The sequence below is a fragment of the Gordonia tangerina genome (genome assembly GCF_021556435.1).
Classification (GTDB): Bacteria; Actinomycetota; Actinomycetes; order Mycobacteriales; family Mycobacteriaceae; genus Gordonia; species Gordonia tangerina.
On record NZ_JAKGCU010000006.1, the window covers coordinates 56,213 to 74,497 of the forward strand.

Consider the following 18,285-nt stretch of genomic DNA (forward strand, 5'->3'; position numbering starts at 1 on the left):
GGTAGCCTGACGCCAGGCGGATCGCAGGAGCGGACCGCGGCAGCAGGTGTGAGAACCCGACTCCGACGACGACGTCCGGGCCGGGTGCGACGAGGAAGTGACGATGACCCGAAAGTTTCTGCAACTCGCGATGGTCGCGGCGGGACTCGCGCTCACCGTGGGTTCGGTGTCGGCGTGCTCCGACGACTCGACGGCCACGGCCCCGATCACGAGCAACCCGGTGACGACCACCTCGATGTATTCGACGACGCCGTCGTCATCGGCGGCTCCGTCGACGACGGCCTCGGCCGAAGAGACCGCGGACTCCGACGCCCCCGACGAACCGGCACCGCAGGAGCCGGGCGGGACGGCATTGCCGGCAACGGCACCCGAACCCGGCACCGGCGTCCCGCAGAGCTTCCCCGGACCCGACGGGCAGGAGATCGGGCCGAAGGGCAAGGCGTATTTGGCGGCGCTGAAGGCCGACAACGTCACGTTCATGGGTGACACCGACAATTCGGTGGCCCTCACGATGGCCGAGTACGTGTGCAATGAACGCAAGAAGGGCACCGACCCGGTGACCGTGAAGGCATTCGTCACCGCGTCGGTCGGACCGGGCACCGACACCGTCGTCGAGGCCAACACCAAGGCCGACAAGGTCATCAAGGCCGCCGACGAGAATTACTGCTGATAGGTGAGCGCACGGAGATCGCAGCGTCGTAAGCGGCGACTGCCGAGGATGCTGCTGTTCCTGGCGCTGCTCGCGGTCGTCGCGATCATCCTGATCGTGGTGTTGGTGATCGTGTTGCTGCAGCCAGGCCCGCCACGGATTCCCATCGGCCCGGGAGAGTCGACCACCGAACCAAAGGAGCGGCCCGATGCGCAGTCGGCCGACTGCCCGGACGTGCTCACCCTGGTCATACCCGGTACCTGGGAGTCGTCGGCGGACGACGATCCCTACACACCGACTGCGAATCCGCAGTCGTTGATGCTGCGGGTCTCCGGTGCGCTCGCCGACGAGTTCCCGTCGTCGCGCACGAGCGTCTACACCGTGCCCTACGTGGCGCAGTTCCGGAATCCGACCAATCTGGCCGACCGGCAGCGTGACTACGATTTCTCTCGCTCGCAGGGTTACAAACGGGCGGCCGGCAAGATCATCCAGACCAACCGGAATTGTCCGCTGACGCGCTACGTGATCATGGGCTTCTCGCAGGGCGCGGTGATCGCCGGCGACCTGGCCAGCAACATCGGTAACGGGCGCGGCGTGCTGGACGCCTCCGACCAGGATCTGGTGCTGGGTGTGGGGCTGATCGCCGACGGCCGCCGTGAATCGGGCAAGCAGAACGACATCGGTCCCTCCCCGGAGGGTGTGGGAGCCGAGGTCGCACTGGCCGGGATGGGTCGACTCGTGCCCGGCATCACCATGACCGGGCCGCGTGCCGGCGGATTCGGTGAGCTCGCCGATCGGGTGCAGTCCATCTGCGCCCCCGGCGATCTGATCTGCGACTCGCCGACCATCACCAACCCGATCCGGGCGGTCAGCCAGCTCGCCGGTGCGATCGACAACCCCGTGCACGCGATGTATGCGACCACCGATTATTGGTCGCTCGACGGGACGTCGGCCACCCAGTGGATGTACGGCTGGGCCAGCAGCGTCATCTCCGACGCACCCCGCCCCGCCCACAACTGAGCGACGACGGGCGTCAGTCGGTGTCTGACATCCGGATGCCCTGACTGCGCGCAAAGGATGCCTCCTCGGCACTGACGAGCCCGAACGACACCAGCGGGCGCGGATAGACGGCGTCGCCCAGGTAGGCCGCCGCCACCGCCATGCGGTTGGCGCCACGGGGCAGCGAGAACAGATGGTAGGCGCGGGTGACTGCCTTGGCCGCGAAGCCGGACAGGTGCACACCGACCGGATTGGCCACCGCGAACCGCGGCCCCAGATCGACGACCAGGCCGAGATCGTTGTGTCGATAGTTCGTCGAAGTCCCGGTGCCGATCGAGGCGAGCACGTTGCGTGCGAGCACCTTGCCCTGACGCACGGCGTGCTGGGCGGTCGGCGGTGTGATCGCCGCCGAATCCGACTTCGTGGTGTCCGGCACGGCCGCCGCGTCGCCGGCTGCGAAGACGTCGGGGTGGTCGGGGACCGACAGGTCTGTGCGCACCGTCAGTCGCCCCTTCTCCGTGGGCAATCCGAGGGACTCGATGAGGGGGTTGGCGCTGACTCCGGCGGCCCAGGCGACGGTGTGCGTGGCAACCGTCGTGCCGTCGCTCAGCTCGGCGACCTCATCGGTCAACCGGTCGATGGTGGTGCCCAACCGCACGTCGATGCCGCGCGAGCGCAACACCTCGAGCACCTTGTCGCCGAGCTTCTCGCCCACCTCCGGCATCACCCGGTCGGCCATGTCGAGCAGCACGAAACGAACCTCCTGCGGGTCGAAATCACGTTGCCGGGCGACCTCGTCGGCCAACGCGCGCAACTGTGCGGTCAGTTCGGCGCCGGCATAGGACGCGCCCACCACCACGACGGTGCGTCGTGCCCGGGCAACCGCCGAATCGGTTTCGCGCGACGCCAATTCGAGCTGCTCGAGCAGCTGATCGCGCAGATACAACGCCTCGGTGGTGGTCTTGAGCCCGCGGGCGTGTTCGGCGAGGCCGGGGATGTCGAAGAGTCGGGTGACCGAGCCGGGGGTCAGCACCAGTCGGTCGTAGGCGACGGTTTCGACGGCGTCTTCGCGGTTGTGCACCTCGAGTGTCCGAGCGGCCAGATCCACTTTCTCCACGCGGCCGGCGATGAGGTCGGCTTCTGGCAGGCTGTCGGCCAACGGGACGGCGACGAATCGCGGATCGAGCAGCCCACCGGCGACGTCGGGCAGCAGCGGTGTGTAGAGCATGAAGTCATCCGGCGAGATCACGGTGACCCGAATCGGATGGTCGGTCGACGAGCGCTGATGGCGCAGCAGGCGCCGGGCGGTCTCGAAGCCGGCGAAGCCGGCACCCACGATGACGATGCGGACGGGTTCGACTGTTGCGGTCATATCGGTGTCCGTACCCGCATCGTCGTGAGTGAAACGCGACACGTCTCACGCCGGCCCGAAAACGCGCAGGTCACGGAGTGGGTCAATGGACCCAGTTGTGGCATTCTCGACTATCCGCCGGGGGATGTCCGCGATCTGTTTGGCGGTGTGTTGGCCCTGCATTACCGTGATTGGGCGATCGGGCTACCGATACCCGCGACGCGCAGGGACATGCGCTGGGGGCAGACGCGCACCATGCGCATGAGGAGACAGTGAATGAGCGAGACCGGGGAGCTGCGCCCGTTCCGGTTCGGTGCCGGTGGTGAGGGCAACAAGGACGAGGGTGGCGCGCGCAAGTTCGTCAAACTCGCCCAGACCGCCGAGGAGTACGGCTACGACACCTTCGCGGTGCCCGATCACCTGGGCAACCAGGTCGGACCCATCGCCGCGCTCGGCGCGCTGACCCAGGCCACCTCGACCATCCGGCTGGCGACATCGGTGCTGGCCAACGGCTGGCGCCATCCGGCGATGGTCGCCAAAGAGGCCACCACGATCGACGTGCTCTCCAAGGGACGCCTGGAGTTGGGCATCGGCGCCGGGTGGATGAAAGAAGAGTTCGACAAGGCCGGCATCGAGTTCGAGTCACCCGGTGTCCGCATCCGGCGCCTCGACGAGGCGCTGACCATCCTCGATGGCCTGATGCGGGGCGAGACCGTCGACTTCGCGGGCGAGTTCTACCAGATCAACGGGCTCGAGGGATCGCCACGACCGCGGCAAGGCCCTCGGCCACCGATCGCCGTCGGCGGTGGCGGGCCCAAGATGCTCGCACTGGCGGCCAAGCATGCCGACATCATTTCGGTCGCGCCGTCGACGACACGCGAGGGCAAGATGCGGCTGTCGGATATGACGATCGAGAAGACCGCGCAGCGAGTCGACCGGATCCGCGAGGTTGCCGGCGACCGGTTCGACGACATCGAACTCAACTGGACGATCGCGGTCATCGTCATCACCGACGACCGCGAGGCCACCGCCGAGATGGCGTTGAAAGCCCTGGAACAGGGCTATCCGCCCAACATCGAACGCGACTGCGAGTTCACCGTTGACGATGTGATGGCCTCGCCGTATCTGGCGATGGGCACATTCGAGGAGATCGCCGAGCAGATCCGCGAGGTGCGTCGGCGTACCTCGATGTCCTATGTCGGTGTCTTCCCGACGCAGATGGACGCGTTTGCGCCGGTCATCTCGCTTCTCAAGGGGGAGTAGCATTGTCGACGGCCTGAATGCACTTGACGCGCTGAGCGGGCATCGACGCTGGCTGACCGCGGTTTATGCCCGGTGTGTGCGAGCGCGAAGGTGCGGTTGACGATCACGAGCATTTCGAACGGGTAACAATTTGGACTACCGTGACCGCGGTAGTACGGACGGGCGTGGAAAGCGTGGGTCGATGGCATGACGGGGGACGTGCCAGCGATCGGGGAGGTAGAGCGCGGTCCACGAGGGGCCACAGGAGTAATGGATGTTGAACACTGAATTTGAGCAGTTCCTCGATGAGAACGGACAGATCCACTTCACCGAGGACGCGACGCTCGTCGACTACGTCGAACGCAACGTGCGTGAAGAGGCCGACACCCTCGCGTACCGCTTCATCGACTACAGCCGCGAGCGTGACGGCGAGGCCCAAGACCTGACCTGGGCGCAGTTCGGGAAGCGTCTGCGTGCCGTCGCGGCACGTCTGCAGCAGGTCACCAAGCCGGGTGACCGGGTCGCCATCCTCGCCCCGCAGTCGCTCGAGTACGTGATCGGCTTCTTCTCCGCGCTCTACGCCAGCAATGTCGCCGTGCCACTGTTCTCGCCGGACGAGCCCGGTCACACCGATCGGCTGCACGCCGTTCTCGAGGACTGCAAGCCCACTGCGATCCTGACCTCCACCAAATCGGCCGAGGCGGTCCGGGACTTCTTCAAGCCGCTGCCGGCCAAGGAACGCCCACGGGTCATTGCCGTGGATGCCGTGCCGGATTCCGTCGGTTCGAGCTGGGTCGCTCCCGTCGCCGGCACCGACCACAACAAGGACACCGTCGCCTATCTGCAGTACACGTCGGGGTCGACCCGCGTGCCCGCCGGCGTCGAGATCACCTATCAGGCCGTCGCCGCCAACGTGCTGCAGATCTACGACTGCATCGAGATCGACCGCAATGCCCGCGGCGTGACCTGGCTGCCGATGTTCCACGACATGGGCTTGCTGACGGTGATCCTGCCTGCGCTGGGCGGTAAGTACATCACCATCATGAGTCCGCAGGCATTCGTGCGCCGCCCGGGCCGCTGGATCAAGGAACTCGCCGCCGAGTCCGACAACGCGCCCACCTACGCCGCCGCCCCGAACTTCGCCTACGAGCATGCCGCGGCACGTGGTCTGCCCAAGGAGGGCGAACACCTCGACCTGTCCAACGTCATCGGCCTGATCAACGGCTCCGAGCCGGTCACCGTCAGCTCGATGAAGAAGTTCAACGACGCCTTCGCGCCGTATGGTCTGCCGAAGACGGCCATCAAGCCCTGCTACGGCATGGCCGAGGCGACCCTGTTCGTCTCCGCCACGCAGCGCGAGAACGAGGCGAAGGTCATCTACGTCGACCGCGACGAGCTCAACGCCGGCCGGTTCAAGGTCGTCGACCAGCACGCGGACAACGCCGTTGCGCAGGTGTCGTGTGGGCAGGTCGCGCTGAGTCAATGGGCCGCGATCGTCGACCCGGAGACGGCCACCGAGCAGGCCGACGGCCACGTCGGCGAGATCTGGCTGCACGGCATCAACATCGGTGCCGGTTACTGGAACAAGCCGGAGGAGTCCGAGCAGACCTTCCACAACCGCATCACCGACCCGCTTGCCGACGGCAGCCACACCGAGGGCACCGCGGCCGACGCGATCTGGATGCGCACCGGCGACTACGGTGTGTGGCTCGACGGCGAGCTGTACATCACCGGTCGTGTCAAGGACCTGGTGATCGTCGACGGGCGCAACCATTACCCGCAGGACCTGGAGTACTCGGCGCAGGAGGCCAGCGACTCGCTGCGCCCCGGGTTCGTCGCCGCGTTCTCGGTGCCGTCCAACCAGCTGCCCGCCGACGTGTTCGAGCAGTCCACCAGTGGACTGACCTTCGACGCCGATGATGCCTCGGAGCAGTTGGTCATCGTCGCCGAGCGAGGCCCCGGCAAGAAGCACGACCCGCAGGAGATCGCCGACACCGTGCGTGCCGCCGTCGCGCAGCGCCACGGGGTCATGGCGCGCGACATCCTGCTGGTGCCGGCCGGTTCGATCCCGCGCACGTCCAGCGGCAAGATCGCGCGACGCGCCACCCGCACCGCCTATATCGATGGCAGCCTGCGCGGCGGCTACAAGCAGACGGCGTTCCCGGACGCCCAGTAGACGAACAGGCCTCCGCGGCCGTTCTGAGGTGTCGTCCTGAGGCGCGAGCTTGCGAGCCACAACAAATGATCCCTGAGGTGCGAGCTTGCGAGCCACGAAGGGTCCCGATCAGTAGTCTGGAAGCGATGTCTGAACTGAATACCGACGAGTCCGGCGCCAGCACGGACGACCAGTCGCATGCCACCGGAACCGTCGGCGAGACCGCCGGTGATCTGACGGTCGCCGAGCTTCGGGACTGGCTGCGTTCCTGGGTCTCGGACGCCACCGGAATCCCCGCAGAACAGATCTCCGACGACCGGCCGATGGAGGAGTTCGGACTCTCCTCGCGTGACGCCGTCGCCTTGGCCGCCGACGTCGAGGACAAGACCGGCGTGATCCTCACGGCGACTGCGGCCTACAACCATCCGACCATCGCGATGCTGGCCAAGCGCATCATCGAGGGTGATCCCGACGAGCTGCTCGACGACGTCGCCGACACCTTCTGGCAGCGTGAGCGCAGCGCCGACGACGACATCGCGATCGTCGGCCTCGCGACGCGGTTCCCGAAGGCCGGCGCCACCCCGGAGTCGACGTGGGAGGCGCTGATCGGCGGCGTCGACGGCATCAGTGACCTACCCGAGGGCCGGTGGACCGAGTTCACCGATGACCCGCGGATCGCCGAGATCATCGCCGCGTCCAACGTCAAGGGTGGCTATCTCGACGATGTGAAGAGCTTCGACGCCGACTTCTTCCAGATGAGTCCGCGTGAGGTCGAGATGGTGGACCCACAGCAGCGGCTCGCGCTCGAACTCACCTGGGAGGCGCTCGAGCACGCACACATCCCGGCCAGCGACCTCAAGGGCGGTCCGGTGGGTGTGTTCCTCGGAACGTCGACCAACGACTATCAGATGCTGGCGACGATGGGCCTCGGTGAGGGTGCCGAGGAGACCGCGGCCTATGCGTTGACCGGTACGGCCACGTCGATCGTCGCAAACCGCGTCTCTTACTTCTTCGACTTCCACGGGCCGTCCATCGCGGTCGACACCGCCTGCTCGTCGTCCCTGGTGGCCGTGCATCAGGCGGTCCGCAGCCTGCGGTCGGGCGAGAGCTCGGTCGCGTTGGCCGGCGGCGTCAACATGATCATCACGCCCGCGGTCACGCTCGGTTTCGATCGAGTCGGTGCGCAGGCCAAGGACGGCCACATCAAGGCGTTCTCCGCCGACGCCGACGGCATGATCCGTGCCGAGGGTGGCGGACTGGTGGTGCTCAAGCGGATGGCCGACGCCCGTCGTGACGGCGACCAGGTGCTGGCCGTGATCGCCGGTTCCGCGGTCAACTCCGACGGTCGGTCCAACGGCTTGTTCGCCCCGAATCCAGAGGCGCAGGTGGAGGTGCTGCGCGCTGCCTACACCGACGCCGCGATCGACCCGCGCACCGTCGACTACGTGGAAGCCCATGGCACCGGCACGATCCTCGGCGATCCGATCGAGGCCGACGCACTCGGTCGTGTGGTCGGGCGTGGCCGGGTCGTCGGTGCGCCCGCTCTGCTGGGGTCGGCGAAGACCAACTTCGGTCACATGGAGTCCGCGGCCGGTGCGGGCGCGCTGGCCAAGGTGGTCCTGTCGTTGCAGCACAACAAGATTCCAGCCTCGCTCAACTACTCCGGCCCCAATCCATACATCCAGTTCGACGCGAACGGGCTGAAGGTGAACGCGGAGGCAGGCGATTGGCCCCGCTACTCCGGTCACGCCATCGCCGGCGTCTCGGGCTTCGGGTTCGGTGGCACCAACGCGCACGTCATCGTCCGCGAAGTCCTGCCGAGCGATCTGGGTTCGAGCCCTATTGCCGAGGAGTCGGAGTCCGCTGGTCGAGTAGACGCGAACGACCTTCCCGCTGGTCGAGTAGGCGCGAACGACCTTCCCGCTGGTCGAGTAGGCGCGAACGGAGTGAGTGCCGTATCGAGACCAGGCGACATCGACATCGACGCCCTCGACGACGACGAGTACCTCACCGAGGCCGAGCGCGCCGTCCTCGCCGCGCAGGCGAAGCAGGACGAGGCCCCGGCCGAGCAGACCGAACAAGACCCCGCCGAGGGCTTCGCGCCTTGCGCCGCGGACGGCTCGGTTGTCCCACTTGTACTCTCCGGATTCCTGCCCTCGCGTCGCCGCAAGGCCGCCGAGGATCTGCTGGTGTGGCTGGAATCCGAGGCAGGACAAACGACACCGCTGGCCGACATCGGTCGTGCCCTGGCCTACCGCAATCACGGCCGTTCCCGTGCCGTGGTGATGGCGCGGACCCACGACGACGCCATCGCCGGTGTCCGTGCGGTCGCCGAGGGCAAGAGCAATCCGCTGGTCTACGTGGCCGATTCGCCCGACGCGGCGACCGCGGTGTGGCTGCTGTCGGGCTTCGGTTCGCAGCACCGCAAGATGGCCAAACAGCTCTACACCGAGAACCCGGTGTTCGCGAAGTACGTCGACCGGGTCGACGAATATGTGCGCAGCGAGCTCGGCTATTCGATCGCCGAGATGTTTCTCGACGACGAGCAGACCTACGGCATCGAGACGAGCCAGGTCGGCATCTACACCATCCAGGTCGCGCTCGCCGACACGCTTCGGCATTTCGGCGCCGAACCCGGTGTGCTGGTGCCGCATTCGATGGGTGAGGCATCCGCCTCCTACATCAGTGGCGGGTTGTCCTTGGAGGACGCGACTCGGGTCATCTGCCAGCGTTCGCGCCTCATGGGCGAGGGCGAGTCGATGCTGCAGGGTGACGACATCCGGCTGATGGCGCTCGTCGAGTACAGCGCCGAGAACATCAACGACGTCCTCGTCGACTACCCCGATCTCGAGATCTGCGTCTACGCGGCACCCACCCACACCGTCATCGGTGGCCCCGAGTCGCAGGTCGACGCCATCGTCGCCCGCGCGGAGGCCGAGGGCAAGCTGGGTCGCAAGTTGCAGACCAAGGGAGCCAGCCACACCTCCCAGATGGACCCGTTGCTCGGCGAACTGGCCTACGAGCTCACCGGAATCGAGCCGCTGCGGCCGACCGTCGGGTTCTACAGCTCGGTGGACCGGGAGACGTTCTACCGACCGGGCCACGAGCCGGTACACACCATCGAGTACTTCACCAAGGGGCTGCGGCACAGTGTCTGGTTCAGCCAGGCGATCGCGAAGTCGGTGGAGAACGGGCACCGCACCTTCCTGGAGCTCTCGCCGAATCCCGCCGTGCTGATCTCTGTTGCCGCGGTGACATTCTCGGCCGGACTGCACGATGCCGAACTGGTGGAGACGCTCAAACGCAAGGAAGACGAGAGCTACGGACTCGTCAATGCGCTGATGAAGCTGTACGTGCACGGACATCCGGTGAACGTCGGATCTCTGTTTGGTTCCGGCGCATTCGGCGACATCCCGCGGACTCGGTTCGAGCGCCGGGAGTTCTGGCTCAAGGCGCAGCTCGCGAGCGGCGGCTCGGCGGGAACCGTGCCGGGTTCGCATGTCGCACTGCCGGACGGCCGGCACGCGTGGGAGGTGAACGCCTCGGCGGTCGCCGATACGCGCGAGCTGGTGCGGGCTGCGGCGGCGCAGGTGATGGCCGACGCCGTGGTGGGAGCTGTGGTCACGCATGCGCAGATCCCGGCCTCCGGCACGGTGACGACCACGCTGAGCCCGCATCCGGGTGGCGCGTCGGTGACGGTGCATGCCAAGCAGGACAAGAACTTCCGATTGCTGTTCGAGGCGGTCGTCACGGGCGGGGCAGTGCCCGAACAGGCGAGCGCCCCGGCTGTCGAGACCGCTCAGACGTCACCGGCCGCGGTGTTCGCCGACGACAAGGTGATCACCGAGGACGAGATTGTCGACGACATCGACAACAAATGGAACCCGGAAAGCGGTGAGACGGTCGAGCAGCGACTGGCGATCATCGTCGGCGAGTCCATGGGATACGACCCCGAGGACCTACCGCGCGAGATCCCGCTGATCGAACTGGGTCTCGACTCGCTGATGGCGGTGCGGATCAAGAATCGCGTCGAGTTCGAGTTCGACATCCCTCAACTGCAACTGCAGGCGATGCGTCAGGCGAACCTCGCCGATGTGGTGAAATTCGTCGAGTTCGCGGTCACCCACCGCGATCAGCTCGATGACCTCGCCGACAATGCCGCGGGCGGTGGCGAACTCGACACCGCGGCGCTCAACGCCTACATCGATGAGCAGAACGCGAAGGATTTGGCAGCGCCCGCCGACGGCGTGGCGGCGGACACCCCTACTGGCGTGGCGACGGAGACCCCTACTGGCGTGGCGACGGAGACCCCTACCGCTGGTCGAGTAGCGACGAGCGCTAGCGAGGAGCGTATCGAGACCCCGCAAGCCTCGAACACCCCGCAACCAGCCGACCAGACCCCCACCGACCTCGCCGACCAAGCCGCCGTCGCCGACGCCACCGGCTCCGACGTTCCGCCGCGCGATGCGGCCGAGCGCCTGACATTCGGCGTCTACGCGGTGGTCACCAAGACTTCGGCGGGCGGCGTGTTCAACAAACTCCCGGTGCTCGAAGAGGAAGTGGCCCAACAGCTCACCGATCGTCTCAATGAGCGCACCGGCGGCGACATCGACATGGAAGACATCCTCGACTCGGAAACGATCGAGGAGATGTCGAACTATGTCCGCGAGTACCTCGATGCGGGCGCCGACACCGACGGCTTCCTGCGCTTCTTGCGGGTGGTCGACGGCAAGAAGAGCTACGACACGACCGCCGGAGATCCGGTGCCGGCGTTGCTCTTCCACCCGGCAGGCGGCAACACCTCGGCGTATGAGGCGCTGCTCAAACGGCTGCCCGACGATCAGCCGGTGATCGGCTTCGACCGCGTCGAGGGAACCATCGAGGAGCGGGTGCGCCAGTACCTGCCGCGGCTGCGCGAGGTTGCGCCGCACGGCCCGTACGTGCTCATCGGCTGGTCGCTGGGCGGGGCGTTGGCCTACGGGTGCGCCCAGGTGCTGCGTGAGGAAGGTGAGGAGGTCTCCTTCGTCGGCCTGATCGACGTGGTTCGGCCATCCAAACCCGTGGTGGAGAATGAACAGACCAAGCGTGCCCGGCTCGAGCGTTGGCGCGATTTCGCGGTCAAGACCTACGATCTCGACGACGACATCCCGATCCCGATGGACCGGCTCGTGGAAGCCGACGACGAGGGGCAGTTCCAGATCATCATGGAGATGATGTCGATGTCGGGCACCAAGATCCCAGGCGGCATCATCGAACACCAGCGCACGTCGTTCCTCGACAACCGTGCGCTGACCAACATCGAACCCACCGACTATGACGGCAAGGTGGTCCTCTATCGTGCCGACAAGATGCACGACGGTGCGATCGAACTGGAACCGCAGTGGGCGAACATCGACGAAGACGGCCGGTGGGGTGAGGTCGTGGACGATCTGGAGATCATCCACATCGGCGGCGATCACCTGTCGATCGTCGACGAGCCGTTCATCGCCAAGATCGGTGCGGATCTCACCCGGCGACTGCGTGAAGTGGACGCACGCCGGTGAGTTCGGTAGGTGGGAGAAAGCGAGCATCGTGACTGACACGACCGAGGTCGGGACGGCAGCACCGGCCAATGCGACAACCGCGGCGAAGCTGGCGGATCTGCGTGAGAAGCTGGAATCGGCACAGGAACCCGGCGGCGAGAAGGCGATTGCCAAACGCGAGGCGAAGGGTATCTGCTCGCCGCGCGAACGGCTGACGATGCTCTTCGACCCGGGCACCTTCGTCGAGATCGGTGCGCTCGCCAAGATGCCGGGTGCCGCGCACTCGGGATACGGCGACGGTGTGGTCACCGGGCACGGCCTGGTGCACGGCCGACCAGTTGCCGCGTTCTCCCACGATCAGACCGTGTTCGGCGGAACTGTCGGAGAGATGTTCGGCCGCAAGGTGTCTGCGCTGATGGAGTGGGCCGGAAAGATCGGCTGCCCGATGGTCGGCATCAACGACTCCGCCGGTGCGCGTATTCAGGACGCCGTCACCTCGCTGGCGTGGTACGCCGAAATGGGTCGTCGAAACCTGCTGCTGTCCGGTCTGGCCCCACAGATCTCGGTGATCCTCGGCAAGTGTGCCGGCGGTGCGGTCTACACCCCGGCCAACACCGACATCCTGGTGGCCGTCGAGGACAAGAGCTACATGTTCGTCACCGGACCAGATGTGCTCAAACAGGTCAACGGCGAGGACATCTCGGCCGAGGACCTCGGTAGCGCCCACAACCAGGCGCGCTGGGGCAACATCCATCACGTCGCACCCGACGAACGCGCCGCCTTCGACTGGGTGCGGGAGTACCTGCAGTACATGCCGTCGAGCGCGTATGAGCAGCCGCCGGTCATCAACCCCGGTCTGGAACCGGAGATCACCGAGTCGGATCTGTCGTTGAACGCCTTCATGCCCGACAACGACAACGCCGGCTACGACATGCACGACATCATCATCAAGCTCTTCGACGATGGTGCGTTCCACGAGGTCGGCGAGCTGTTCGCGCCGAACATCCTCACCGGTTATGCGCGTGTGGATGGCCGATCGGTGGGTGTGGTGGCCAACCAGCCATCGGTGATGTCGGGCGTGCTGGACACCGATTCGTCGGAGAAGGCGACCCGGTTCGTCCGGATCTGCAACGCATTCCGCATCCCGCTGATCTTCCTGGTCGATACACCGGGCATCCTGCCGGGGCTCGCCGAGGAGCAGAAGGGCACCATCCGGCGGTCGGGCAAGTTCCTGTATGCCTACGTGGAGGCCGACGTCCCGAAGGTGACGGTGGTGCTGCGCAAGGCCTACGGCGGTGCGTATGCGGTGATGGGCTGCAAGCAGCTCGGTGCCGATATCAACTTGGCCTGGCCGAGCGCGAAGATCGCGGTGATGGGTGCCGAATCCGCTGCGGCGGTGCTCACGCGGCGGCAGACCGACGGGATGTCGGCGGCCGAAGCCGACAAGGTGCGGCGCGACTTCATCGACTTCTACAACACGATGATGGCAACCCCGTACCTTGCCGCCGAACGCGGATACATCGACGCCGTGATCGAGCCCGCCGAGACCCGGCTGCAGCTCCGGAAGGCGTTGGCGCAGTTGCGGGACAAGACCGAATACCGGACGCCCCGCAAGCACTACCTGATGCCGATCTGACGGTTCCTGGTCATCGGCCAATGTCCGCCGGGATCACCGTGCAGCGTCGCCGGGCGGATTATCCGGTCGGCGGCGTCCACCGGTGATCCCGCCGGACACGGGACGGGTACGAGTCAGTCGAATCGCCGCAGAATCGAGTGCACGGCTTGGGTGACGGTGAGCCGGTCGTAGCTCTGCACGAAGTCGAAGGTGCGGTCGAGATCGCTTGCGCCGCTGTGTAGATCGCGCGCAGATAAAAGTGCGGCGAAGTGGGGTCCGAGTACGGCGACGTTCCATTCGTTGACCAGGTCATCGTCGGGGTCGAGCGGTGCGCGGTGGACGTTGCCGTCCCGGACATCCGGCAGTCCCACGCCGTACACACCGGCAAGCCCGGTCTGCTCCGACATGTCACGCCACCGGTCCGCGGTGCGGCGGGTGAAGTGGTCGGCGTGTTGGAAGGTGCCCAGCACAATCGAGGCGCCACCGATCGCGGCCTGGTGCTCGAGTGCCTTGCTCATCTCGATCAGCAGCCGCTTGTCACCAAGACGGGGCGTGAGCGAGGTTGCGGCGATGGCGTAGGGCGTCTGTTGGTCAGGTGCCGGCGTAGACCACACCGGCAGCTCCGGCAGCGGCACGATCGTGGAAGTGGCCAGCGACTCGGGGTTCTCGACCGAGGGATACAGGGCCCCTATGCCGAATGATGCACCCATCGTCATGGCGATGACCCGGCGCGCCTCGTCGTCGACGCCCTCGGCCACCACGACCGCCTGACTGCGTTCGGTGTGCGCGGCCAGGGTGTGCGCGAGCTGGGCCGATTCCGGGTTGGAGTTCTGATTCAGCAGTTCGGCCGAAGTGATCACGATGTCGGGTTCGATCAGCGTCAGCAGCGTCGCGGCGTGGTCGCTGCTGCTCAACCCGTCGACGCAGATCACCTTGCCGGCAGCCCGTGCTCGGGCCACACGGGCGAGGGTGCGTTGTGGGCTGCGTTCCACAGCGCTCGGCAGGACCACCATCACGTGGCGCTCGAGCACCTCAACGGTGTCGTCGCCGAGTTCGTCGAACAATTCGAGATCCATCCCGACCAGCATCGGCAGGATCTTGGCCACCGACTGTGCCCGCGCGCTGCGGGCCAGCTCACGTCGTCGACGGTCCAGGACGTGATGCTGCTCCATCAACCGAGCGGCTCGACGCAGCGCATCCGCGGTCCCCAACCGGGTACCGGAGGGGCCGCGGAGTTGCAGTTCGACGGCCGCGAGGGCACCGTCGGTGAGCCGGCACACCGGCGCGAACTGCATGTGGAGCTCCAGATCCTCGAACAGGGTGAACCCGCCCTCGGTGGCCGGTGCCTGCCTGACCTCGGGGGTCATGCGGTAACAGCGATCATCGGGCGCCTCCCGTCAGAGCTGTGAATGCTCCGAGATGAAGTGGGAGGATGCGGTCTTTTTCACATCCTGTGCAGTGCAAACATGCAAGCATGCCGCTCTGCGGCCAGGATAACAAAGGTGGTGCCGGCTCCCCGGTCGAGGAGAGGCTGGCCGGAGGGCCGGCAGCGGGCATCGGCCACCTGAAGGCGGGCGGCGATCAGTTGGCGGTGCGAGCGGCCTCCGCGGCAGCGGACTCGCTGGACTGGCCGGCGTTGGCCAGCTCGCCGGTGTAGCTCTCCAGGTGGGCGCGGACGAACCACTGGAACTTCTCGAGTTCGGCAGTCTGGCCGATGAGGATGTCCTCGGTGATCGGGTCGATCTTGCCGATCTTCTCGATCGCGGAACGGTGTGAGGTGATGAAGCCGTCGTAGACCAGGTCGAGCGCACCGAGATGGGCCTGCGCGGTATCGCGGCCGATCGAATAGTCGCCCCACGAACGGTCGTCCTCGATGGCCTTGGCGGTGCCGCGCGGGGACGAGCCCAGCGTGGCGATGCGCTCGGCGAGCGTGTCGGCGTAGCCGCGGACGAGGTCCACCTGCGGGTCGATCATCTCGTGCACCCCGATGAAGTTGGCGCCGACCACATTCCAGTGGATGTGCTTGAGCGTGAGGTGCAGATCGTTGAGCGCGCTGAGCCGTTCCTGCAAGGTATCGGACACGGTGGTTGCTGATTCGACGGACAATCCGGGAGCGGTGAATGAAGTCATGTCCCCGACGTTAGGAACCTTCCTCGGTTCCAACGACCTTCGACCGTGATCGGCAACTCAACCGAGACCGATGGTCACGGAGCGGTAACGGTGCCGAATGAGCTGAGTACCCGGTTAGACGACGGCCGTGCCCACCAGTCGCCCGATCGCGAAGGTCACGATCATCGCGATCGCGCCACCGATCACCACCCGCACCATCGGACGCCACGGACGCGAGCCGCCCAGCGTCGCGCCCGTCGCGCCGGTCAGTGCCAACGCCACCAGTACGGCCACGAAGGCGACCGGGATGCGCCAGGACGGTGTGGGCACGAGGATCGCGATCAGGGGTAGTAAGGCGCCGATGGTGAACGAGATCGCCGACGACGCGGCGGCCTGCCACGGGTTGGTCAGCTCGTGAGGATCGATGCCCAACTCGACCTCGGCGTGGGCTTCGAAGGCGTCGTTCTCGGTGAGCTCGGAGGCGACGCGGCTCGCGGTCTCGTGGCTCAGGCCCTTGGCCTCGTACAGTCCGACGAGCTCGTCGAACTCCTCGTCGGGTTGCTCGGCGAGCTCGCGACGCTCCTTGGCCAGCAACGTCTCCTCGCTGTCGCGCTGGGTGCTCACCGAGACGTACTCGCCGAGCGCCATCGACACCGCGCCCGCAGCCAGGCCGGCAACGCCGGCGGTGAAGATGGCGCCCCGGTCGGCGGTGGCGGCGGCGACACCCACCACGATGCCTGCGGTGGACACGATGCCGTCATTGGCGCCCAGGACGCCTGCCCGCAGCCAGTTGAGCCGGTTGGCCAGCGATCCGCGGTGGGGCTCGTTGCGGTGCTGATGCTCGTGGTCGACGGTCATGGGTCAACTCAACTGGCGCAGGACGATTCACGCAAGCAAGGCAAAGGTTGCCTCAGCATGGCCACCCGCTCCCTGAGGAGCGAGCTTGCGAGTGTCACGAAGTGCGGCCCTACCTGCAGTGATGCAAGAACGCATGTTAACATGCACACATGCCCAAAACCGTGCAGATTCGTGACATCGACGACGATGTGTACGCCGCGCTGTCACGTCGCGCCGCGGAGGAGGGGGTCAGTGTGCCGGAGTTGCTCCGACGTGAGGCCACCCGCATGGCGTCACGTCCGTCGGTGGCCGAATGGCTGCGCCGCACCGCGCGGCGCCCATCGCAGATCTCGACCGCAGAAGCGTTGGATGCGCTCGACAACTGGCGGGGGCAGTGGCCGGATGCTCGTCGTTGACGCGTCGTGCCTGTTCGAGGTGGTCGCCGATACCCCACGGGCCGACGACATCCGCGCACGCCTCGCGTCGGACACCGATCATGCCGCTCCCGAGGTGATCGATGTTGAGGTGCTCGGAGTCATTCGCGCGCAATATCTTCGAGGACGACTCGACGAGACGGCGGCCGCGTTGGCGGTCGACGACCTTCGGGACTGGCCGGGTGACCGGCACTCACATCGGTGGATGCTCGACAGGGTGTGGGAGCTGCGCGATTCGGTTCGCGGCTGGGATGCGTTCTACGTCACGCTCGCGGAGGCCATGGACGCCACGCTCCTCACGATGGACGCCCGCCTGGCACGAGCGCACGGACCACGGTGCGCAATCGAGGTGCTCGGCGGCGAGCCGCGCCAAACGTGACTGTCAGAACACCTTCAGCCCCAACCGCCGTCGTAACCGCATGTCGAGCACATAGGTGAACAGCATGCCCCGCATGAGTCGGCCGGTCGCAGGATCGAGCGCGCGGGCCACGCGCAGCGTCCGTGCATAGAGCCGCTCATCGCCGGGGCCCCATCGCCACTGCATCATGTCGCGGAACTCGGGTGGCAGCCCCGCATTGATCAGGTAGTTCATCGGCCGGCCGAGTACTTTGTGCGCCACCGTGCCCGCGGTGCCGAAGCGATGGCGCAGGAACGACAGATCCGAGAGTTGTTGGAGCAGATCGCGCACCGGTGGGTCGATGGCCATGTCGCCGAGCTGATCGTCCCAGTACTCCTGCAATTGCCGGTAACTCGACGGCCACTGGTCGGGCCGGACGTTGAGGGTGGTGCCCAGCCACCGGGCGTCGGCGATGATGCGTTCCTTCTCTGCCACGGTGAGGCGGCCGTAGAGCAGCTCGTACTGGTCGATGAAGTACTTGAGTAGACAGATCGCCACCCACAGTTGGAGCCGGGAGTCGTTGGCGCTGTATCGGACCGGACTCTCGGCAGTGGAGTACACCAGATCATGCACTCGCTTCAGCTCGTCATGGACGTAGCGCCGGTCCTCGTCGTCGCCGAGCAGGGCGACGGCCAGGAAGGTGCCGGTGGTCCGGCTGCGCTTGATCGGGTGCTTGACCGCGCTGCCCGAATCCACACGGCTCTCCACCACGCCGTACCCGACCCTGGGGTTCGCCAGCTGCATGATGACATTGGCGCCGGCGATCGTGGGGCCCAGTCCTGTCACCAAGTCGCCGGTGCGGCGGATGCGGCGACGGTGCCGGGATGCACGGACATCCGCGACATGTGCGTGCTGGTAGTGGTCGACGGTGGCCATGCCCCATCATGGGCACCGACGACGCGGTTTGTGCCGAAAATCGGCACAAACCGTAGCTTTCCGTAGGCGTAACCGTGATGCGCCGGCGGGTCTCGATAC

At 66.4% G+C, this 18,285-nt stretch carries 13 protein-coding genes; 8 read left to right on the plus strand and 5 right to left on the minus strand.

Features of this window, described 5'->3' with window-relative positions; translation table 11 throughout:
- Window positions 1-103 precede the first annotated feature (103 nt).
- Entirely contained in the window at window positions 104-670 is a 567-nt protein-coding gene (locus L1892_RS09300; RefSeq protein WP_235723312.1) for a DUF732 domain-containing protein, read from the plus strand.
- 48 nt (window positions 671-718) lie between these two features.
- Window positions 719-1,669: a cutinase family protein gene (locus L1892_RS09305; RefSeq protein WP_268900160.1), complete on the plus strand. Its 951-nt coding sequence runs from the start codon at window positions 719-721 to the stop codon at window positions 1,667-1,669.
- A 13-nt stretch (window positions 1,670-1,682) separates the two neighbouring features.
- Here the strand turns inward: L1892_RS09305 and L1892_RS09310 are convergent, their stop codons facing one another.
- Window positions 1,683-3,020, minus strand: coding sequence for an NAD(P)/FAD-dependent oxidoreductase (locus tag L1892_RS09310; protein ID WP_235723314.1), 1,338 nt, complete (start codon window positions 3,018-3,020; stop codon window positions 1,683-1,685).
- Between the two features lie 255 nt (window positions 3,021-3,275).
- Here L1892_RS09310 and L1892_RS09315 point away from each other — a divergent pair, with 255 nt between their 5' ends.
- The 4 genes from L1892_RS09315 to L1892_RS09330 all read left to right on the plus strand — a co-directional run bounded on the left by L1892_RS09315 (window position 3,276) and on the right by L1892_RS09330 (window position 13,554).
- Entirely contained in the window at window positions 3,276-4,262 is a 987-nt protein-coding gene (locus L1892_RS09315) for an LLM class F420-dependent oxidoreductase (RefSeq protein WP_235723315.1), read from the plus strand.
- A gap of 253 nt (window positions 4,263-4,515) precedes the next feature.
- Complete coding sequence (gene fadD32 / locus L1892_RS09320; RefSeq protein ID WP_235723316.1) at window positions 4,516-6,417, plus strand: long-chain-fatty-acid--AMP ligase FadD32; 1,902 nt, start codon at window positions 4,516-4,518, stop codon at window positions 6,415-6,417.
- Between the two features lie 125 nt (window positions 6,418-6,542).
- A complete protein-coding gene (pks13, locus tag L1892_RS09325) occupies window positions 6,543-11,939 on the plus strand; it encodes a polyketide synthase Pks13 (RefSeq protein ID WP_235723317.1) in 5,397 nt (1,798 codons plus the stop codon).
- A 28-nt stretch (window positions 11,940-11,967) separates the two neighbouring features.
- On the plus strand, window positions 11,968-13,554 hold the full coding sequence (locus L1892_RS09330; RefSeq protein ID WP_235723318.1) for an acyl-CoA carboxylase subunit beta: 1,587 nt from the start codon (window positions 11,968-11,970) through the stop codon (window positions 13,552-13,554).
- A gap of 113 nt (window positions 13,555-13,667) precedes the next feature.
- Here L1892_RS09330 and L1892_RS09335 read toward each other — a convergent pair whose 3' ends face one another.
- The 3 genes from L1892_RS09335 to L1892_RS09345 form a co-directional block, all read right to left on the minus strand.
- Complete coding sequence (locus L1892_RS09335) at window positions 13,668-14,900, minus strand: DICT sensory domain-containing protein (RefSeq protein WP_235723319.1); 1,233 nt, start codon at window positions 14,898-14,900, stop codon at window positions 13,668-13,670.
- Window positions 14,901-15,114: 214 nt separating this feature from the next.
- Window positions 15,115-15,663 (minus strand): Dps family protein, encoded by a 549-nt coding sequence (locus tag L1892_RS09340; RefSeq protein WP_235723320.1) that lies wholly within the window; start codon window positions 15,661-15,663, stop codon window positions 15,115-15,117.
- A 114-nt stretch (window positions 15,664-15,777) separates the two neighbouring features.
- Window positions 15,778-16,500, minus strand: coding sequence for a VIT1/CCC1 transporter family protein (locus L1892_RS09345; protein ID WP_235723321.1), 723 nt, complete (start codon window positions 16,498-16,500; stop codon window positions 15,778-15,780).
- 149 nt (window positions 16,501-16,649) lie between these two features.
- Between L1892_RS09345 and L1892_RS09350 the strand changes: the two genes are divergently transcribed.
- Entirely contained in the window at window positions 16,650-16,895 is a 246-nt protein-coding gene (locus L1892_RS09350; protein ID WP_235723322.1) for a FitA-like ribbon-helix-helix domain-containing protein, read from the plus strand.
- Window positions 16,882-17,292, plus strand: coding sequence for a type II toxin-antitoxin system VapC family toxin (locus L1892_RS09355; RefSeq protein WP_235723323.1), 411 nt, complete (start codon window positions 16,882-16,884; stop codon window positions 17,290-17,292). Before L1892_RS09350 ends, L1892_RS09355 begins: the two co-directional genes overlap by 14 nt.
- Before the next feature lie 3 nt (window positions 17,293-17,295).
- Here L1892_RS09355 and L1892_RS09360 read toward each other — a convergent pair whose 3' ends face one another.
- Window positions 17,296-18,186, minus strand: coding sequence for an oxygenase MpaB family protein (locus tag L1892_RS09360; protein ID WP_235723324.1), 891 nt, complete (start codon window positions 18,184-18,186; stop codon window positions 17,296-17,298).
- Window positions 18,187-18,285: the final 99 nt, after the last annotated feature.

Bases quoted from the DNA above. Each gene is read 5' to 3' on its own strand.
- L1892_RS09300 (WP_235723312.1), top strand. From the start codon at position 104: ATGACCCGAAAGTTTCTGCAACTCGCGATGGTCGCGGCGGGACTCGCG.
- L1892_RS09305 (WP_268900160.1), top strand. From the start codon at position 719: ATGCTGCTGTTCCTGGCGCTGCTCGCGGTCGTCGCGATCATCCTGATC.
- L1892_RS09310 (WP_235723314.1), bottom strand. From the start codon at position 3,020: ATGACCGCAACAGTCGAACCCGTCCGCATCGTCATCGTGGGTGCCGGC.
- L1892_RS09315 (WP_235723315.1), top strand. From the start codon at position 3,276: ATGAGCGAGACCGGGGAGCTGCGCCCGTTCCGGTTCGGTGCCGGTGGT.
- fadD32 (WP_235723316.1), top strand. From the start codon at position 4,516: ATGTTGAACACTGAATTTGAGCAGTTCCTCGATGAGAACGGACAGATC.
- pks13 (WP_235723317.1), top strand. From the start codon at position 6,543: ATGTCTGAACTGAATACCGACGAGTCCGGCGCCAGCACGGACGACCAG.
- L1892_RS09335 (WP_235723319.1), bottom strand. From the start codon at position 14,900: ATGACCCCCGAGGTCAGGCAGGCACCGGCCACCGAGGGCGGGTTCACC.
- L1892_RS09340 (WP_235723320.1), bottom strand. From the start codon at position 15,663: ATGACTTCATTCACCGCTCCCGGATTGTCCGTCGAATCAGCAACCACC.
- L1892_RS09345 (WP_235723321.1), bottom strand. From the start codon at position 16,500: ATGACCGTCGACCACGAGCATCAGCACCGCAACGAGCCCCACCGCGGA.
- L1892_RS09350 (WP_235723322.1), top strand. From the start codon at position 16,650: ATGCCCAAAACCGTGCAGATTCGTGACATCGACGACGATGTGTACGCC.
- L1892_RS09355 (WP_235723323.1), top strand. From the start codon at position 16,882: ATGCTCGTCGTTGACGCGTCGTGCCTGTTCGAGGTGGTCGCCGATACC.
- L1892_RS09360 (WP_235723324.1), bottom strand. From the start codon at position 18,186: ATGGCCACCGTCGACCACTACCAGCACGCACATGTCGCGGATGTCCGT.